General features: G+C 67.6%; 18 protein-coding genes. 9 read left to right on the top strand and 9 right to left on the bottom strand.

What is annotated here, in order from left to right; translation table 11 throughout:
• Positions 1 to 372 precede the first annotated feature (372 nt).
• The 8 genes from creC to F3K02_RS25585 form a co-directional block, all read right to left on the bottom strand.
• Positions 373 to 1,812, bottom strand: coding sequence for a two-component system sensor histidine kinase CreC (gene creC, locus F3K02_RS25620; protein ID WP_177139320.1), 1,440 nt, complete (start codon positions 1,810 to 1,812; stop codon positions 373 to 375).
• Positions 1,813 to 2,490: a two-component system response regulator CreB gene (gene creB / locus F3K02_RS25615; protein WP_177139318.1), complete on the bottom strand. Its 678-nt coding sequence runs from the start codon at positions 2,488 to 2,490 to the stop codon at positions 1,813 to 1,815.
• 54 nt (positions 2,491 to 2,544) lie between these two features.
• Entirely contained in the window at positions 2,545 to 2,946 is a 402-nt protein-coding gene (locus F3K02_RS25610) for a hypothetical protein (protein ID WP_177139316.1), read from the bottom strand.
• Positions 2,947 to 2,955: 9 nt separating this feature from the next.
• Positions 2,956 to 3,804 (bottom strand): shikimate dehydrogenase family protein, encoded by an 849-nt coding sequence (locus F3K02_RS25605; RefSeq protein ID WP_177139314.1) that lies wholly within the window; start codon positions 3,802 to 3,804, stop codon positions 2,956 to 2,958.
• Between the two features lie 86 nt (positions 3,805 to 3,890).
• On the bottom strand, positions 3,891 to 4,910 hold the full coding sequence (locus F3K02_RS25600) for a TRAP transporter substrate-binding protein (RefSeq protein ID WP_177139312.1): 1,020 nt from the start codon (positions 4,908 to 4,910) through the stop codon (positions 3,891 to 3,893).
• A gap of 44 nt (positions 4,911 to 4,954) precedes the next feature.
• A complete protein-coding gene (locus F3K02_RS25595) occupies positions 4,955 to 6,247 on the bottom strand; it encodes a TRAP transporter large permease (RefSeq protein ID WP_177139309.1) in 1,293 nt (430 codons plus the stop codon).
• Between the two features lie 4 nt (positions 6,248 to 6,251).
• A complete protein-coding gene (locus F3K02_RS25590) occupies positions 6,252 to 6,755 on the bottom strand; it encodes a TRAP transporter small permease subunit (RefSeq protein WP_177139307.1) in 504 nt (167 codons plus the stop codon).
• Positions 6,752 to 7,285, bottom strand: coding sequence for a gluconokinase (locus tag F3K02_RS25585; RefSeq protein ID WP_246309817.1), 534 nt, complete (start codon positions 7,283 to 7,285; stop codon positions 6,752 to 6,754). Before F3K02_RS25585 ends, F3K02_RS25590 begins: the two co-directional genes overlap by 4 nt.
• Before the next feature lie 194 nt (positions 7,286 to 7,479).
• Here F3K02_RS25585 and gntR point away from each other — a divergent pair, with 194 nt between their 5' ends.
• The 9 genes from gntR to xylB all read left to right on the top strand — a co-directional run bounded on the left by gntR (position 7,480) and on the right by xylB (position 17,877).
• A complete protein-coding gene (gene gntR, locus F3K02_RS25580; RefSeq protein WP_177139306.1) occupies positions 7,480 to 8,511 on the top strand; it encodes an HTH-type transcriptional regulator GntR in 1,032 nt (343 codons plus the stop codon).
• A gap of 241 nt (positions 8,512 to 8,752) precedes the next feature.
• Positions 8,753 to 10,009 (top strand): ABC transporter substrate-binding protein, encoded by a 1,257-nt coding sequence (locus tag F3K02_RS25575; RefSeq protein ID WP_177139855.1) that lies wholly within the window; start codon positions 8,753 to 8,755, stop codon positions 10,007 to 10,009.
• A gap of 184 nt (positions 10,010 to 10,193) precedes the next feature.
• Positions 10,194 to 11,054 (top strand): carbohydrate ABC transporter permease, encoded by an 861-nt coding sequence (locus tag F3K02_RS25570; RefSeq protein ID WP_177139305.1) that lies wholly within the window; start codon positions 10,194 to 10,196, stop codon positions 11,052 to 11,054.
• 11 nt (positions 11,055 to 11,065) lie between these two features.
• Positions 11,066 to 11,896, top strand: a complete 831-nt coding sequence (locus F3K02_RS25565) for a carbohydrate ABC transporter permease (RefSeq protein WP_177139304.1) — start codon at positions 11,066 to 11,068, stop codon at positions 11,894 to 11,896.
• Between the two features lie 142 nt (positions 11,897 to 12,038).
• Entirely contained in the window at positions 12,039 to 13,082 is a 1,044-nt protein-coding gene (locus tag F3K02_RS25560) for an ABC transporter ATP-binding protein (RefSeq protein ID WP_177139303.1), read from the top strand.
• 28 nt (positions 13,083 to 13,110) lie between these two features.
• Positions 13,111 to 13,845 (top strand): SDR family oxidoreductase, encoded by a 735-nt coding sequence (locus F3K02_RS25555; protein ID WP_177139302.1) that lies wholly within the window; start codon positions 13,111 to 13,113, stop codon positions 13,843 to 13,845.
• 21 nt (positions 13,846 to 13,866) lie between these two features.
• Positions 13,867 to 15,285 carry a D-arabinitol 4-dehydrogenase gene (dalD, locus tag F3K02_RS25550; protein ID WP_177139301.1) on the top strand — a complete coding sequence of 473 codons (1,419 nt, stop codon included), beginning with the start codon at positions 13,867 to 13,869 and terminating at the stop codon, positions 15,283 to 15,285.
• A gap of 21 nt (positions 15,286 to 15,306) precedes the next feature.
• A complete protein-coding gene (locus F3K02_RS25545; RefSeq protein WP_177139299.1) occupies positions 15,307 to 16,242 on the top strand; it encodes an AraC family transcriptional regulator in 936 nt (311 codons plus the stop codon).
• 183 nt (positions 16,243 to 16,425) lie between these two features.
• Positions 16,426 to 17,877 (top strand): xylulokinase, encoded by a 1,452-nt coding sequence (xylB, locus tag F3K02_RS25540; protein WP_177139297.1) that lies wholly within the window; start codon positions 16,426 to 16,428, stop codon positions 17,875 to 17,877.
• 37 nt (positions 17,878 to 17,914) lie between these two features.
• Here xylB and F3K02_RS25535 read toward each other — a convergent pair whose 3' ends face one another.
• Positions 17,915 to 18,793: a serine hydrolase domain-containing protein gene (locus tag F3K02_RS25535; protein ID WP_177139296.1), complete on the bottom strand. Its 879-nt coding sequence runs from the start codon at positions 18,791 to 18,793 to the stop codon at positions 17,915 to 17,917.
• Positions 18,794 to 18,797 lie beyond the last annotated feature (4 nt).

Below are 18,797 nucleotides of genomic sequence, written 5' to 3'. Positions count from 1 at the left end.
AAGCGCGGACCTGGTCCGCTCAGACATGGGGTGGCAGATTCACGTGGGCGACTGGCTGCGTCCCAACGACCAGTTCCCAATGCAGTGCTGCTGTCGATCGTCCGCCGTTGTGCCGGGAGCGCGCGCTGTGGCGATGTCTTCCCGGGGCGCGAATGGTATGCCCGTGCCTTGGCGCGTGAATCCTCCGTTTGGGGGACCTTTGGGCGTCCATCCCGATGCGATGGCCTGGATACCCACCGGACCACGGCCGGACCCGCACGGTACGCCTGAGCATCGGCGTCTGGAGCGACTTTTTTCCAGCTACAAACGCTCACAAAAAAGATGGGGCGGTGGCGCCAGCCCAGGCCGCTGGGCAGGCCTTTGCCGTGCGGATCAGGCCGGCAGGCGCCAGGTGGCCAGGCAGCCGCGCGGGCTTTCCACGTTCTCCACGCAGACTTCACCGCCGTGCAGGTCGCTCACCTCCTTGACGAGGCACAGCCCGAGGCCAGAGCTCTTGTCCTGCGTGTCGCTGCGCGGCAGCGAATAGAAGCGCTCGAAGATGCGGCCCATCGCGTAATCGGGCACGCCCGGGCCTTCGTCGCGCACCGACCAGTTCAGCCGATCGCCCTCCCGCTGCAGCCGCAGCGTGAGCGCGCCGCCCTGGGGGGAAAAATCGATGGCGTTGTCCAGCAGGTTCTGCAGCGCCTGCGCGATCAGGAAGCGGTTGCCCTGCACCACCCCGCCCTCCCCCAGCTCGTCGATCATGCGCAGCCCCTTGCGCCGGGTGCGCGGCTCGGCGGTGTGCATCAGCTCGCGCGTGAGTGCCGCGAGGTCCACCGGCTCCACCGCGTCCAGCCCGCGCATCTGCTCCACATCGGCCAGCGCCAACAGGCGGTCAATCAGCTGCTGCAAGCGCTCGGTCTGGCGCTCGATGTTGGCGGTGAAGCGCTCGCGCTCGGCCTCGGGCAGCGGCTCCTGCAGCAGCTCGGCCGCGCCGCGGATGGCGGCCAGCGGGCTTTTCAGCTCGTGCGTGAGCGTGTGCACGTAGTTCTCGACATAGGCCTTGTCTTCGAGCTTCAGGCGCATGCGCTCCACCGCCTGCGCCAGGTCGCTGAACTCGGTGTTGCCCGAGAGCCGCCCCATGCGCGGCAGCTCGGCACGCTCGCCGCGCGCGACGGCGTTGGCGTAGCCGCGCAGGCGCGAGAGCGAGCTGGCCATCCACCAGGTGAACAGCAGGCCAATCGCCAGCGAGAAACCGAGCAGACCCCAGGACCAGTGCAGGATGCGGTCGCGGCTGCGCTGGATGTAGGGCTCCAGCGTGTGGTTGGGCCGCGCCACGGTCAGCACGCCGATGATCCGCTCGCCATCGCGGATGGGCGCGGCCACGTGCATCACGGTCTGGTCGGTGTCGCCCGGGTTCTCACCGCTGGAGCGCGCGCCGTATTCGCCGCGCAGTGTCTTGTACACATCGTTCCAGCGCGAGTGGTCCTGGCCCAGGTCCTGCCCGCGGCTGTCGAACACCACGGTGCCGCGCGCGTCGGTGACGGTGATGCGGGTGTGAATCTGATTTTTCTGGAAGCCCCAGATGTCGGCGTCGGGTTTGAGCGACGGTAGCGCCGTCATCGCCTGCGCAAAACCACCCGTGGCGATGGTGCCGGCCTTCATGTCGGGCGCGGCCAGTTGGGCCAACGCATAGGCCGCGTCCACCAGGCTGTCTTCCATGGCCAGGCGCGTGCCTGGTTTCACCTCTTCGAGAAAGATGCGCAGCACCACGAACAGCGCCAGACCCAGCACCAGAAAGAAACCCAGCAGGAGACGCAGGCCGATGCGCATTCAGATGTGGAGGGAGTAGCCCATGTTGCGGTGCGTCTGGATCAGCTCGGCGCCGGCGCCGGCCTCGCGCAGCTTGGCGCGCAGCAGCTTCACGTGCGCGTCCACCGTGCGGTCGGCGGTGTCGGGCGCGTCGCCCCAGACCAGGTCCATCAGCTCGGCGCGCGAGAAGATGCGCTGCGGGCGTTTGAGCAGCGTGGCGAGCAGCAGGTATTCGTAGCGCGTGAGCGCGAGCGGCTGACCGCCGCAGCGGATGCGCTGGGCGGTTTCGTCCAGCTGCAGCGGCGCCGTTTCGATCGCCGGCGAGGCGGGCCGCGCGGCACTGCGCCGCAGGATGGCGCGCACCCGGGCGCAGACTTCGCGCGGCGAAAACGGTTTGCTCACGTAGTCGTCTGCACCCAGTTCCAGGCCGAGGATGCGGTCGATCTCTTCGTTGCGTGCGGTGAGGAAGACGATGGGCAGTTCGCTGGTCTTGCGGATGGCGCGGCAGACGTCGAAGCCGTTGCCGTCGGGCACACCGACGTCGAGGATGGCGAGGTCGGGTGCCTGGGCCGCGAAGGCAGACAGCGCATCGCACACCAGCCGCACGTGTTGCACCTCGAAGCCTTCGCTCGTCAGCGTGTAGAGCAGCGTGTCGGCAATCGCCTGTTCGTCTTCCAGCAGCAGGATGCGGTGCGCCATGGGGGGTCTTGGTGGGTGCGTCAGCCCGCGATCATAGGCGGGGCACCGTGCCCTTCAGCAGGCCAGCGATTCGCGGAAGCCCCCACCGCCCGGCGCGGTACAGCGGGCTTCCGTGGCGCTGATGCTCAGGTGGGCGCCGTTGCGCAGGGCCAGACTCAGGCTCACCGTGCCCTGCCATTCGCCGGGCACGGCCAGCTGACGCACGGGCAGGCCGTCCACCACCAGGTCACCCTCGCGCACCGCGCCCAGGCATTCACTCAACGCGCAGCCCGCCCCCAAGGTCAGGTGCGCTTGCATCAGGGAGATGACCACCGCTGGCAGATACCCGTCCACCGGGCGGGCATCGGCGCCCTCGCCCGCTGACCGGGCCGGTGCCACCGGAAGGCGCAGGGTGACGGTGTGGCCGTCCACCTCCACGGCGGCGAGCTGCGCGTCGGCCAGTTCGATCTGGGTCATGGTCGGGGTTCAGGCCGCGCCGAAGATGGTTTCCAGCTCGCGGCGCATCACGCCGCGGTCCACATCGACCCCGGTCCAGAGCCGGATCGCAATCGCGCCCTGGTTCACCAGCATGCCCAGGCCGTCAAGCACGGTGCAGCCGGCCGCTTCGGCGGTGCGGATCAGGTGGGTGCGCGGCGGGTTGGGAATGGCGTCGGCCACCACCATGCCGGGGCGCAGGGTGGCCCAGTCGATGTCAAGCTGGTCGTCCACGGCCGGGAACAGGCCGATGGCCGTGGCGTTGACCACGATGCCGGTGCCTGGCGGGATGGGCATGGCCGGTTGCCAGTGGGCGTATTCGGCGGTTGCGCTGGTTTTGGCGCAGACGAGGTCGGCCAGCTCCTGCCCGCGCGGGCGCGAGCGGTTGATCACGGTGATGTGCGCAGCGCCGGCCAGCGCCAGCTCCACGGCCACGGCGCGCGCCGCACCGCCGGCGCCGAAAAGCGTCACGCGCTGGCCTTCGAGCTCACACACCGGGCGCAGCGCCTCCACGAAACCCTGGCCATCGGTGTTCTCGCCGATCCACAGCCCGTCACGCATCACCACGGTGTTGACGGCGCCGATGATCTCCGCCGAGGGCGCGAGGCCGTCCAGGTGTTCGATCACCGTCAGCTTGTGTGGCAGCGAGCAGTTGAACCCGGCCCAGCCCATGGCACGCGCGCCGCGCACGGCCGCGGCCAGGTGCTCGGGCGCCACCTCGCAGTTGACGTAGCGCCATTCGAGCCCGTGGTGCCGGTAGGCGGCCTCGATCATCGCCACGGTCGGGTTCTCGGCCGCGGGCTGGGCGAAGGAGCCGGTGAGCGAGTGCAGGAAGTTCATGGCGGTTTCCTGGTGGGCGAAAGCGCCCATCAAAACAAAAAAGCCGGCCTTGGGCAAGGCCGGCTTTCTGCAACGGACAGGCGGGCTTATTTGCCGCCGCGCGCCTGGGCCACCGCGGCCTGGGTCTCTTTCCAGAGGTCCATGCCCACGTTGGAGGCGATGGACGCGTTGATCTTGGTCAGCTTGTCGCGCATGCGGGCGGTCTCGGCCGGGGTCAGCTCGTTGATCTGCATGCCCTTGCTCTTGAGGTCGGCCAGCGCCTTGGCGGCTTCGGCGCGGGTGTCCTGGCGCTCGAAGTCGCGGCTCTTCTTGGCGGCGTCCAGCAGCACCTTCTGTTCGTCCTTGGAGAGGCCGTCCCAGTACTTCTTGCTCACCGTCACGATCCAGGGGCTGTACACGTGGTTGGTGACCGACAGGTACTTCTGCACTTCGTAGAACTTGCTCGACAGGATGGTGTTGTACGGGTTCTCCTGGCCGTCCACGGTCTTGGTTTCGAGCGCGGTGAACAGCTCGGAGAAGGCCAGCGGCACGGCGTTGGCGCCGAGGATCTTGAAGCTCTCCAGGTACACGTCGTTGGGCATCACGCGCAGCTTGATGCCGTCCAGGTCTTCGAGCTTGGTGACCGGGCGCTTGGTGTTGGTGAGGTTGCGGAAGCCGTTTTCCCAGTAGACCAGGCCGACCAGGCCTTTTTCCTGCAGCTTGTCCATCACCTTCTGGCCCACCGGGCCGTCGAGCACGGCGTCGGCTTCCTTGGTGTTGCTGAACAGGAAGGGCGTGTCCCAGATCGCCATTTCCTTGCTGATGCCGACCAGCGTGGCGGTGGAGCCGACCATCATTTCCTGCGCGCCGCCGATCAGGGCCTGCTGCATCTGGTTGTCGGGGCCGAGCGCGGCGGCGCCGATGGCGCGGATCTTCATCTTGCCGCCCGAGGCCTTGGCCACTTCGTCGGCAAACACCTTGGCCGCGCGGCCCTGGTTGCTCTGCTCGTTGAGGCCGTAGCCGAAGCGGATCAGGCGCGGCTTGATGTCCTGCGCGAAGCTGGCGAAGGGGGCGGCGAAGGCGGCCGCTGCGGTGGCGGCGATGAGGGTGCGGCGGAACATGGACATGTCAGTCTCCTTGGGTTGGGGTGAAAACGGAACGGGTTGAACAATCAGCGCATCCACGCCACGGGGGCGGTGACGATCTGCGGGAAGAGCACGAACAGGGCGAGCACCAGCGTGTAGCTGAGCAGGAAGGGGTTCACGCCCTTGATCACCTGGTGCATGGGCAGGCGGCCCACGCCGGCCACCACGTTGAGCACGGTGCCCACCGGCGGCGTGATGAGGCCGATGGCGCCGTTGAGCACGAACATCAGGCCGAAGTACACCGGGTCGATGCCGGCCTTCACGGCGATGGGCAGCATCACCGGCGCGAAGATCAGGATGGTGGGCGTGAGGTCGAGCGCGGTGCCGATCAGCACCAGCACGATCATCATCACGGCCATCAGCAGGCGCGGGTTCTCCACCAGCGGGCCGAGCCAGCCGCCGAGCACGCCCGGCAGGTCGGCCAGGGTGATCATGTAGCTCGCCACCTGGGCGCCGGCACAGAGGAACATCACCACCGCGGTGGTCTTGGCGGCCCGCACCAGCACGCCGTGCAGCGCCGAGATCTTCATCTCGCGGTGGATGAACAGCGACACCACCAGCGCGTAGAACGCGGCCACGACGGCGGCTTCGGTGGGCGTGAAGACGCCGCTCTTCATGCCGCCGATGATGATCAGCGGCATGAGCAGCGCCCACACCGCCCGGCCCGTGGCGCGCAGGCGCCCGCTCATGGGTACCGGCGGGTTGTCCTGCAGGTCCATGCCCCTGAGCACGATCTTCCAGGTGACGATGAGCGCGGCGCCCATCATCAGGCCGGGCACGATGCCCGAGAGGAACAGCGCCGAGATCGAGGTGTTGGTGGTGACGCCGTAGATGATGAACGGCATGGACGGCGGGATGATGGGCGCGATGATGCCGCCCGAGGCGATCAACCCGGCCGAACGGTGCATGGGGTAACCGTGCTCGCGCATCATGGGCAGCAGGATGGTGGCGAGCGCCGCGGTGTCGGCCAGCGCCGAGCCGCTCATGCTGGCCATGAGCACCGCCGCGCCGATGGCGACGAAGCCCAGCCCGCCGCGGATGTGGCCGACCCAGGTCTGCGCCATTTCGATGATGCGCCGGCTGATGCCGCCGCTGTTCATCAGCTCGCCAGCCAGGATGAAGAAGGGCACGGCGAGCAGCGGAAAGCTGTCCACGCCGGCCACCATGTTCTGCGCCAGCAGCTGGGTGTCCCAGAAGTCCATCACCCAGGCCATGGCGGCGCCGGTGAGCAGCAGGGCAAAGGCCATGTTCATGCCGATGCCCATGAGCACCAGCATGCCGAGAACGAAAACGATGAAGGCTTGTGCTTCGAGGCTCATCAGATCACTCCACTTCCGCGCTGTGACCGAGGTCAAGCGGTTTGCGCTGCGCGATTTCCCACAGCGCGGTGGCGCCAATGGCCACGGCGCACAGCAGCGCCGGCAGCGGCAACAGGCCCACCGGGTAGCCCAGCACCACCGAGGTGCTGTCCATGCCCACCACCACCTGCTGCCAGGCACCGCGCCCCAGCAATACGCTGGCCAGCAGCACCAGCAGGCGGATCACCAGCGTGGCGACGGCAAACAGCGCCGGGCGATGGCGCAGCAGGCCGATCAGGCTGGTGAAGGCCATGTGTTCGCCCGCCGGGTAGGCCGCGGCGGCACCCAGGAACACCATCCACACGAACAGCAGGCGCGAAAGTTCTTCGCTGGCAGGGACGCTGCTGCCAAAGCCGTAGCGCAGCACCACGTTGAGGAAGACGGCGGTGGCCATCACTGCGAGGCAGGTGGCCATGAGGGTGTGGACGATGCGCTGCATCGGGTGCAGGGTGTTGTCGGGTGCGTTCATGCAGCCTCCGGGTTGTGGGGGGTGGCGGTGGCGTGGCACCAGGCGACCGCTTCGTCCACCAGCTGGGTCAGCGGGGCGGCGGCGTCCACGCGCAACACGCCGGGCTCGCCCACGGGGGACTCCAGCGTGGCGAACTGGCTGTCCACCAGCGAACTGGAGAAGAAGTGGGCCGAACGCGCCGAGACGCGCTGCTGCGCCAGCGCGGGCGTGAGGTCCAGGAACACGAAGCGCAGGCCCGGTGCCGCGGCACGCAGGCGCTCGCGGTAGGCACGGCGCAGTGCCGAGCAGGTGAGCACGGCGCCGCCCGGGTGCTGCGCCAGCAGGCCGGCCAGCGTGGTGAGCCAGCCGTCGCGGTCGGCGTCGGTGAGCGGGGTGCCCTGGCGCATCTTGTCGCGGTTGCCTGGGCTGTGGTGGTCGTCGCCTTCGATCAGCTCGAAACCGAGGCGTTCGGCCAGCGCCGCACCCAGGCTGGACTTGCCGCAGCCGGCCACGCCCATGATCACCAGCGATGCATTGATGTCGGGATTCATGCTTGAGATAGCGCTATCTTCGCGAGGTTGAAAAAACGGTCTGGCGTCCAGACCGGCGTTTGCACTCGGTGGGGGTTGAGCCCCTTTGTCCGGCCAGCCGGGCACCCGTCTACGGGTTTTCAGGGCTGGACTTGCGAATGAGATAGCGCTATCTTAGGCAACACTTCCCCCATCCGACACCCGTATTTACCCTGATGCCGACGCCCACCCCCACCGCCCGCCCCCGTGCCACCGGCCGCGTCACCCTGTCCGACGTGGCCGCGCTGGCCGGTGTCAGCCCGATCACCGTGTCGCGCGCGCTGCGCGGCGAACGCACGGTGGACCCGGCGCTCGCCGAACGCGTCAAGGAAGCCGCCAGCCAGCTGCGCTACACGCCCGACCCGGCGGCGCGCGCGCTCGCCTCGCGCCACAGTTCACACGTGGCGGTGCTCATTCCCATGCTCTCCAACGCGCTGTTTGTGGACCTGCTCGAAGCCGTGCAGCGCACGTTGCGCCCGGCGGGCTACCAGACGCTGATCGGCATCACCCACTACAACCCGGACGAAGAAGAGCAGCTGCTGCGCGAGCAGCTGCAGCACCGCCCCGCCGGCCTGCTGGTCACCGGCACCGACCACAGCGCCACCACGCGCGCGCTCATCGAGGGCAGCGGTGTGCCCTGCGTGCACGTGATGGAACTGGGCAACACGCCCGGCGTGTACTGCGTGGGCTTCTCGCAGCACGCCGCGGGCCAGGCCATCACCGAACACCTGGTGCAGCGCGGCCACAAGCGCATCGCCTTCGTCGCCGCGCAGCTCGACCCGCGCACGCTGCAGCGCGCCGAGGGCTACCGCGCCTGCCTGCGCCAACACGGCCTGTACGACGCCGGGCTGGAACTGCTCAGCCCCCTGCCCTCGTCCATGGCGCTCGGCAGCGTGCTGTTCGAGGACCTGCTGCGCGAGCACCCCGACTGCGACGCGGTCTTCTTCTGCAACGACGACCTGGCACAAGGCGGCCTGCTCGCGGCGCTGCGCCTGGGTGTGGCGGTGCCGCAGCGCGTGGCGGTGGCGGGCTTCAACGACCTCTCGGGCAGCGACCAGATGCTGCCGCCGCTGACCACGGTGCGCACGCCGCGCGAAGCCATCGGCGAGGCCAGCGCGCGCCTGCTGCTGGCCCTCATGCGCGGCGAGACGCCACCGGCGCACTCGATCGATCTGGGGTTCGAACTGATGCTGCGCGCCAGCAGCTGAATGCGGTTTTCCGGGCCAAGTCACAAACTTTGCGCCGCTGGCTAGGGTAAATCCCAGCCTTCAAATGCAAGAGAGTACAAGTCAGGCCCTTTTGCGTACAAACCGTGCCTGACATCAAACCGAGAATTCGTCCACGGTTCACCGATAGCCGTTGACCAGAAATTCCGCCCATCCACCCAGGAGACAAACCGTGAAATTCCGCCTCGCCTCTGTCCTCACCGCCGCGCTGCTGAGCGCCGGCATGGCGCACGCCGCCACCGAACTCGTGATCGCCACCGTGAACAACGGCCACATGATCGAGATGCAGAAACTCGGCAAGAACTTCGAAGCCGCCAACCCCGACATCAAGCTCAAGTGGGTGACGCTGGAAGAAGGCGTGCTGCGCCAGCGCGTGACGACCGACATCGCCACCAAGGGCGGCCAGTTCGACATCATGACCATCGGCATGTACGAAGCGCCGATCTGGGGCAAGAAGGGCTGGCTCACCGAGCTCAAGACCGACGCCGCCTACGACGTGGACGACCTGCTGCCCGCCGTGCGCGGCGGCCTGACGGTGGGGGGCAAGCTCTACGCGGCCCCGTTCTACGGCGAAAGCTCGATGCTGATGTACCGCAAGGACCTGGCCGACAAGGTCGGTGTGACCGTGCCCGAGCGCCCCACCTGGACGCAGGTCGCCGACCTGGCCAAGAAGATCCACAACCCGGCGGCCGGCGTCTACGGCATCTGCCTGCGCGGCAAGCCGGGCTGGGGCGACAACATGGCCTTTCTGTCCACGCTGGTGAACACCTTCGGCGGCCAGTGGTTCGACATGAGCTGGAAGCCGCAGCTGGAAAGCAAGCCCTGGAAAGACGCCATCACGTTCTACGTCGACCTGCTGAAGAACTACGGCCCGCCCGGCTCCAGCGCCAACAGCTTCAACGAGATCCTGGCCCTGACCAACTCGGGCAAGTGCGGCATGTGGATCGACGCCACCATCGCCGCCTCGTTCGTGAGCGATCCCAAGCAGTCGAAAGTCGCCGACCAGATGGCCTTCGCCCAGGCGCCCACGCAAGTGACGCCCAAGGGCGCGAACTGGCTGTGGTCCTGGAACCTGGCGATCCCCGCCGGTTCGAAGAAGGTGGACGCTGCACAGAAGTTCGTGAGCTGGGCCACCAGCAAGGACTACATCCAGCTGGTGGCCAAGACCAATGGCTGGGCCAACGTGCCGACCGGCACCCGCAAGAGCACCTACGCCAGCGCCGACTTCCAGAAGGCCGCGCGCTTCGCTTCGGCTGAGCTGAAGGCCATCGAATCGGCCAACCCGAACGACAGCACGCTGCCCAAGAGCCCGTACACCGGCGTGCAGTTCGCGGCCATTCCGGAGTTCCAGTCCATCGGTATCGCGGTGGGCCAGCAGATGAGCGCTGCGCTGGCCGGCAAGACCAGCGTGGATGCGGCTTTGAAGGCTGGCCAGGTGGCGGCCGAGCGGGAGATGAAGAAAGCCGGCTACTACAAGTAAGCCGGTCCGCGAAAGACCCCCTCCCCCTCTGGGGGAGGGCTGGGGTGGGGGCACGCCAGCAGCAGCCCTGTCGGCGACAACCATGGGCGCCGAACCGGCCCCCACCCCTACCCTCCCCCAGCGGGGGAGGGAGTTTTGAAGCCAAACGCCTTCCGTTCGTTTTTGTCGCCTCCAGGGTCTCCCCATGAACCGACTGCTCCCCCGACTGCTGCTCACGCCCGCCGTGGCCACGCTCTTCCTCTGGATGATCGTGCCGCTGGTGATGACGATCTACTTCTCCCTCATCCGCTACAACCTGTTGCAGCCGGATGTGACCGGGTTCGCCGGCCTGGAGAACTTCGAGTACTTCGTCACCGACCCGTCGTTCACCACCTCGGTGATCAACACGGTGCTGCTGCTGGGCAGCGTGATCCTGATCACCGTGATCATGGGCGTGCTGATCGCCCTGCTGATCAACGAACCGTTTGCCGGCCGGGGCCTGGTGCGCGTGCTGCTGATCTCGCCCTTTTTCGTCATGCCCACGGTCAACGCGCTGATGTGGAAGAACATGATGATGAACCCCATCTACGGCGTGCTGGCGCAGGTCTGGACCTTCTTCGGCGCCACGCCGGTGGACTGGCTGACCGACTTCCCGCTGCTCTCCGTGATCATCATGGTGTCGTGGCAGTGGCTGCCCTTTGCCACGTTGATCTTCATGACGGCGCTGCAGAGCATGGACCGCGAACAGCTCGAAGCCGCGCGCATGGACGGCGCCACCTATGGCCAGCAACTGCGTTACCTCTACATCCCACACCTCGGCCGCTCGGTGGCCGTGGTCGTGATGATCGAGCTGATCTTTTTGCTCAGCGTGTTCGCAGAGATCTACACCACCACCGGTGGCGGCCCGGGTGACGCGAGCACCAACGTCGCCTTCCTGATCTTCAAGCAGGCCCTGCTCAACTTCGACGCCGGCGTGGCCTCGGCCGGTGCGTTGTTCGCCGTGCTGCTGGCCAACATCGCCGCGATCTTCCTGATTCGCATGGTCGGCAAGAACCTCGACAAATAAGGCCCACCCCCATGGCACGCCAATCCACTTTCACGCCCGCCTACGCGGTGCGCACCGTCGCCGCCTGGGCCGTCGCCCTGCTGCTGTTCTTCCCGCTCGGCTGGCTGTTGCTGACGGCTTTCAAGACCGAGCTGCAGGCCATCGCGGTGCCGCCCGAGCTGTTCTTCAGCCCCACGCTGGAGAACTTCCACGAGGTGCAGGAACGCAGCGACTACCTGCACTACGCCTGGAACTCGGTGGTCACCAGCGTGGTGTCCACGCTGCTGGGCCTGGCCATCGCCGCGCCAGCCGCCTACGCCATGGCCTTCCACAAGGGCAAGCGCGACAAGGACATCCTGATGTGGATGCTGTCGACCAAGATGATGCCCTCCGTGGGCGCGCTGGTGCCCATCTACGTGCTGGCCCAGAAGAGTTCGCTGCTCGACACGCAGCTCGGCCTGATCATCGTGTTCACGCTGTCCAACCTGCCCATCATGGTGTGGATGCTGTACTCGTCGTTCAAGGAGATTCCGAACGAAATCCTGGAAGCGGCGCGCATGGACGGCGCCACGCTCTGGCAGGAGGCCGTCAAGGTGCTGCTGCCGTTGGGCATGGGCGGACTGGCCTCCACCGGCCTGCTGTGCCTGGTGCTGAGCTGGAACGAGGCCTTCTGGTCGCTCAACCTCAGCTCCGCCAAGGCCGGCACGCTGGCCACGCTGATCGCCAGCTACTCCAGCCCCGAAGGCCTGTTCTGGGCCAAGCTGTCCGCGGCCTCGCTCATGGCCATCGCCCCCATCGTCGTGTTTGGCTGGTTCAGTCAGAAGCAACTCGTCCAGGGCTTGACTTTCGGAGCCGTCAAATGACGGCACACCCCCGCCGCGCTGCGCGCGACCCCCTCCAGGGGGCGGCTGCTGGCGGCCCGGCAAAGCCGGTTCCGCGGCAGCCCTGGACTGGGCACGCGATTCGCTGCTCTGTAGGTTCAACGGATTTTTGAGGACAACCCAAATGGCTTATTTGCAACTCCAGGGCATCGAAAAGTTCTTCGGTGACCACCGCGCCATCAAAGGCATCGACCTCAACATCAACCAGGGCGAGTTCGTCGTCTTCGTCGGCCCTTCGGGCTGTGGCAAGTCCACGCTGCTGCGCCTGATCGCGGGCCTCGAACACATCGACGGCGGCAAGCTCACCCTGGACGGCAAGGACATCACGCACCTGCCGTCGAGCAAGCGCGACCTTGCGATGGTGTTCCAGAGCTACGCGCTGTACCCGCACATGAGCGTGTACGAAAACATGAGCTTCGCGCTCAAGCTGGCCAAGGTGGACCCGAAGATCGTCGAGGACAAGGTGCAGAACGCCGCGCGCATCCTGAACCTCACGCAATACCTGCAGCGCACCCCCAAGGAGCTCTCGGGCGGCCAGCGCCAGCGCGTGGCCATCGGCCGCGCCATCGTGCGCTCACCCAAGGTGTTCCTGTTCGACGAACCGTTGTCGAACCTCGACGCCGCGCTGCGCGGCCAGACCCGCGTGGAGATCGCCAAGCTGCACCGCGACCTCGGCGCAACCACCATCTACGTGACGCACGACCAGGTGGAAGCCATGACCCTGGCCGACCGCGTGGTGGTGCTGCGCGACGGCGTCATCGAACAGGTGGGCACGCCGCTGGAGCTCTACGATCACCCGGCCAACCAGTTCGTGGCCCAGTTCATCGGCACGCCGCAGATGAACGTGCTGCCGCTGCAGCAGGTGCCGCCGCTGATCCAGCAACAAGCGCCTGCGGGTGCCGTCGGCGGCGCCATCGGCCTGCGGCCCGAGAGCGTGTCCGTGCGCGCTACCGGTGTCACACCCGTGGCCGGCACGGTGGACCTGGTCGAGGCGCTGGGCGCCGAGACGTTGATCTACGTGAGCACGCCCAGCGGCGCGCAGTTCGTGGCGCGCCAGAACGACCGCACCGGCCTGCACGCCGGCGAAACCGTGAGCCTCGACATCGACGCCTCGCAGGCCCACTGGTTCGACACCGCCGGCCGCGTGATCGCCCGCGCGGCGGCCTGACCCACAGCACCCCTTGCCAGCCCCCCACATGAACACCCCCCTCCCTCTGAGCGGCCAGGTGGCCGCCGTCACCGGCGCGGCGTCGGGCATCGGTTTCGCCAGTGCCCAGGCCATGGTGCAAGCCGGCGCGATGGTCGTGCTGATCGACCGCGATGCACAAGCCCTGGCCAAGGCCTGCGCAACGCTGGGCGCCGCCGCCCTGCCGCTGGTGATCGACCTGCTGGACCCCGCTCAATGCGCCGCCATGCCCGAGCGCATCCTCGCGCTGGGCGGCCGGCTCGACGTGTTCCACGCCAACGCCGGGCTCTACGTGGGCGGCGATCTGGTGGATGCCAACGACGACGCCATCGACCGCATGCTCAACCTGAACATCAACGTGGTGATGAAGAACGTGCGCGGCGTGCTGCCGCACATGATCGCGCGCGGCCGCGGCGACATCATCGTGACCAGCTCGCTGGCGGCGCATTTCCCCACGCCCTGGGAGCCGGTCTACGCGTCCTCGAAGTGGGCCATCAACTGCTTCGTGCAGACGGTGCGCCGCCAGGTGTTCCAACACGGCATCCGCGTCGGCGCCATCTCGCCCGGCCCGGTGATCACCTCGCTGCTGGCCGACTGGCCGGCTGAAAAACTGGCCGAAGCCAAGGCCAGTGGCAGCCTGATCGAGGCCTCGGAAGTGGCCGATGTCGTGCTCTTCATGCTCACCCGCCCGCGCGGCATGACGATCCGCGACGTCGTGATGATGCCCACGAACTTCGATCTCTGACCCTGTCTTTCAGCACTCACCATGAACACCATCCTGCACCTGGGCCTGGGCTCGTTCCACCGCGCGCACCAGGCCGTCTATGTCCACCAGCTGCGTGAGCTGGGTGACACCCGCTGGAGCATCGCCGGCGGCAACCTGCGTCCCGACATGCTGGACACGATCGCCGCGCTGCAGGCGCAAGGCGGCGCCTACACGCTGGAAACCGTGACACCGCAAGGCGAGCGCAGCTACACACGCATCACGTCCATCCAGCGCGTGCTGTCCTACCAGGAGGACCTGGCCCCGCTGGTGGCGGTGGCCGCCGACCCGGCCACGCGCATCATCAGCTTCACCGTCACCGAAGCCGGGTATTACCTCGACGCCAGCAACCAGCTGGACTGGGCCAGCTTCCCCGACCTGCGCGCCGATCTGGCCGCCGTGAAAGCCGGGCAGGCCGGCCACACGCTCTACGGCGCGCTCGTCACCATGCTGCGCGCGCGCATGAACGCGGGCGCCGGCCCGGTCACGCTGATGAACTGCGACAACCTGCGCCACAACGGCGACCGCTCGCGCGGTGGCCTGCTGCAGTTCATCGATGCCGTGGGCGACACCGCCTTGAAGGACTGGGTGCAGGCCCACACCAGCAGCCCCAACGCCATGGTGGACCGCATCACGCCACGGCCCACGCCCGACGTGGCCCAGCGCGTGAAAGCGGCCACCGGCCTGGACGACCCGGCCGCCCTCATGGGCGAGAGCTTCATCCAGTGGGTGATCGAAGACCGCTTCATCGCCGGCCGCCCCGAGTGGGAACGGGTCAGTGTGGAAATGGTGGATTCGGTCGATGCCTATGAGGAGGCCAAGATCCGCCTGCTCAACGCCACGCACAGCTGCATCGCCTGGGCCGGCACGCTGATCGGCTACCGCTACATCCACGAAGGCACCCACCACGACGTGATCCGTCGGTTCGCCTACGACTACGTCACCGATGACGTGATCCCCGTGCTGGATACCCCGGAACACCCTTGCCCCATCCACCTGCCCCGGTACCGCGACGTGGTGCTCGACCGCTTTGGCAACCCGGCCATCGCCGACACCAACCAGCGCGTGGCCATGGACGGGTTCAGCAAGATCCCGGGCTTCATCGCCCCCACCATCCGCGAACGCCTCGCCCGCGGAGAACCCATTGACAGCGTGGCCCTGTTGCCCGCATTGTTTCTGGCCTACCTGCAGCGCTGGCACACCGGCCAGATTCCCTACACCTACCAGGACCAGGCGATGCAACCCGAAGCCGCCCACGCGATGTGCGAAGCGCCCGACCCGGTGGCGGCGTTCTGCGCCGACACCACGCTGTGGGGCGAACTCGCCGGCGATGCGCGGCTGGTGGACGCGGTGCGCCGGGCCAGCGAACGGGTGAGCCGTTTCGTCACCGCCCACACCGGCGTGCGCCCAGCGTCCACCTGATCTGCCAACCAGGGGACTTCCATGACCGTTCGCAGCCGCACCATCCCACGCCAGATCAAGCCCGAGCTGGAACACGAGCTGGCCCGCTCGCCGAACCTCGGCTACGAGTCATCGACCGAGGTGGGCTTCGTGCGCTGCCTGTCGCATGGTTACCCCACGCCCCTGGCTCGCTGGCACTACCACGACGAGTACGAACTGCACCTGATCACCAGCACCAGCGGCAAGCTGTTCGTGGGCGACTGGATCGGCCCGTTCCAGGCCGGCCAGCTCGTGCTCACCGGGCCGCGGCTGCCGCACAACTGGGTCAGCATGGACATGCCCGAAGGCGGCGTTCCCGTGCGCGATCTGGTGATCCAGTTCACCCATGAACCGCTGGCGCAGGCGTCGGAGACCATTCCCGAACTGCGGGAAGTGCTGCCCCTGCTGGAGCGCGCCAAGCACGGCATCGAATTCTTCGGCCTGTCCGAGTCCGCCGAACAGCACTGGCACAAGGTCAAGGGCGCGCGTGGCCTCAAGCGCTTCATCGCGTTCTGCGATTTCCTGAGCGAGCTCGCTGCCTGCACCGACTACCGGCTGCTCTCCAGCGTGCAGCTGCAAAGCGACGACGACGACGCCTCCATCGACCAGATCCACGACGTGGTCAGCCGCATCACCGACCACCTGGCCGACGAACACTCCGCCGGCGCGCTCGCCGCCGAGCTGGGGATGAGCGAGAGCAAGTTCAGCCGCTTCTTCCGCAAGGCCACGGGCAACACCTTCACCGATTTCGTCAACCGCGTGCGCATCAGCCGCGCCTGCCAGCTGCTGATGGACAGCGACCAGCAGATCTCCCACATCTGCTACGAGGTTGGCTTCAACAACGTCGCCAACTTCAACCGCCGCTTCCTCGAATCCAAGGGCATGACGCCGAGCGAGTTCCGCAAGCAGTCGCTCAACCGCTTCCGCGGCGCGGCGTAGATGAAACACCCCCCGCGCCGCTTCGCGTCACCCTCCCCCAAGGGGGCGGCACTGGCCGTCCGGCAAAGCCGGCCCGGCGGTGCCCTGGGTTGGACCTCGCGCTCCGGGCAAGTCCCCGAGAGGGCTGATCCGGCTTGTGGCGGCCCGGCGCCGGATTGATCTTCTTCTCCCACGAAACCCACCATGTACCTCGGTATCGACCTCGGCACCTCCGAACTCAAAGCCCTGCTGCTGTCCGAGCAGCACGAAGTCATCGCCACCGCCCGCGCGCCGCTCACCGTGCAGCGACCGCAAGCCCTGTGGTCCGAACAGGACCCGGCCGCCTGGTGGCAGGCGCTCGAAGCCGTGATGGACCAGCTGCAGCGCGAACAGCCGCAGGCCCTCGCCCGCCTGCGCGGCATCGGCCTCTCGGGCCAGATGCACGGCGCCACCTTGCTCGACGAACACGACAGCGTGCTGCGCCCCGCCATCCTGTGGAACGACGGCCGCAGCGGCGCGCAATGCCAGCAGCTCACGCGCGACGTGCCCGATCTCGCCGCCATCACCGGCAACCTCGCCATGCCCGGCTTCACCGCGCCCAAGCTGTTGTGGGTGCGCGAGCACGAACCCGAGGTCTTCGCCCACACCCGGCGCGTGCTGCTGCCCAAGGACTGGCTGCGCCTCATGCTCACCGGCGAAGCCGTGAGCGAGATGTCCGACGCCGCCGGCACCCTGTGGCTCGACGTGGGACAACGCGACTGGTCCGACGTGATGCTCGCCGCCACCGGCCTCGCCCGGCACCACATGCCGCGCCTGGTGGAGGGCAGCGAGGTGTCGGCCTATGTGATGCCCGAGCTGTGCGAACGCTGGGGCCTGCCCGATCCACTGCCCGTGGCCGGCGGCGCGGGCGACAACGCCGCCAGCGCGGTGGGCATGGGCCTGGTGCGCCCCGGCCAGGGCTTCGTCTCGCTCGGCACCTCAGGCGTGGTGTTCGTCAGTGGCGCGGCCTTCGAACCCAACCCGGCCCAAGCCCTGCACGCTTTCTGCCACGCCCTGCCCGGCCGCTGGCATGTGATGAGCGTGATGCTCAGCGCCGCCAGCGCCGTCACCTGGGCCACGAAGATGCTCGGCTTCGACAACGAAGCCGCCCTGATGACCGCCGCCGCCACGCTGAGCGCCGATGAACAGCAGGGCGCCCCGGTCTTCCTGCCCTACCTGAGCGGTGAACGCTCGCCGCACAACAACCCGCTGGCCAGTGGCGCGTGGACCGGCCTGCGCGCACCACACGGCCGCGAACACCTGGCCTACGCCGTGGCCGAAGGCGTGGGCTTCGGCTTGCTCGACGGCCTGCGCACCATCCCGGCCACCGAGCCGCCGCTGACCACGCTGTCGCTCGTGGGTGGCGGCTCGCGCAGCGCCTGGTGGGCCCAGCTGCTGGCCGACACCTTCGGCCTCACGCTGCAGGTGCACCAGGACTCAGAAAGCGGTGGCGCCATGGGCGCAGCCCGCCTGGCCTGGCTCGCCACAGGCGGCGATGTCGAAACGGTGTGCACCACACCGCCCGTGCTGCACCGCTTCACGCCCGATGCCGCGCGGCACGCGGCGCTGCAGGCGCGCCATGCGCGGTTCGTGGCGCTGTACCCGGAAATGGCCTGAGCCAATCGTCCCCCCGCAAAGCCAGGGGTCGCGGGCCTCAGGACCGGGCTGCAAGCAACTGCTCCACGGCCTTTGCTTCGACCAGTCCCTGATCACACCCCTCGTGAAAGACTGCACAGGTTGTTGCCGCAACGTCGTGGGCGCTGCGATAGATGGCGACAACGCTGTCGGGGCCCGCACCGGTGTGCCCGTACAACGTCATGCCACTCTCCACGGTTCCCACCATGAGCCCGAGTCCATATCCGGGAGACTCCCAGGGTCGTCCCTGAATCGGGCCGGCGACGATACGCCTCGCACGCATTTCGCGCAGCAGCGTCTCTGGCAGCAGCTGCCCCATCATCACGCGATCCAGAAAGAGCGCTGCGTCGGACAGTGGACCGACCAGCAAACCGTGATACACCCATCCAGCGTCGTAACCCGGCGCAATCCCGGTGACCACATCGTCAGAATCGGCGCGCGTCCTCGCCAGCCGAACGCGCCCCAGCCCGATCGGGGCGAATGCCCGTTCGGCAAGGGCATCCTCCAGGGAGAGATCGGTCAACTGTTCGATGAGCCTCGCGACGTACAGATAGCCAAGGTTTGAGTACCGCCAGCCTGCACCGGGCTGGTATCGCAATTTGCCTGCATCGAGGCGCCTCAGCAAGTCCTCTTCCGGCCAAGGCGTGTCATGGCGGGCCACTGCGTGGTGATAGTCCGGGAGTTCGCCGTAGTCCGCCAGCCCCGCCTCATGCCGCAACAGCTGGCGCAGTGTGAACGGCTCACCCCAGAGCGATTCATCCAGCGTCACCTGGCCGTCCCGGACCAGCGACAGAGCAGCAACGGAGAGCACCGTTTTCGTGAAGCTCCACCAGGGAACGACCGCAGGCGATTCCGCGCCGACCACCAGTGATCCGCCTGTAGCGAGAGAAAAAATCATCGGG

This window comes from Hydrogenophaga aromaticivorans, from assembly GCF_013387465.1.
GTDB classification, from domain to species: Bacteria; Pseudomonadota; Gammaproteobacteria; order Burkholderiales; family Burkholderiaceae_C; genus Hydrogenophaga; species Hydrogenophaga aromaticivorans.
This window is presented reverse-complemented; position numbering and strand designations above follow the sequence as displayed.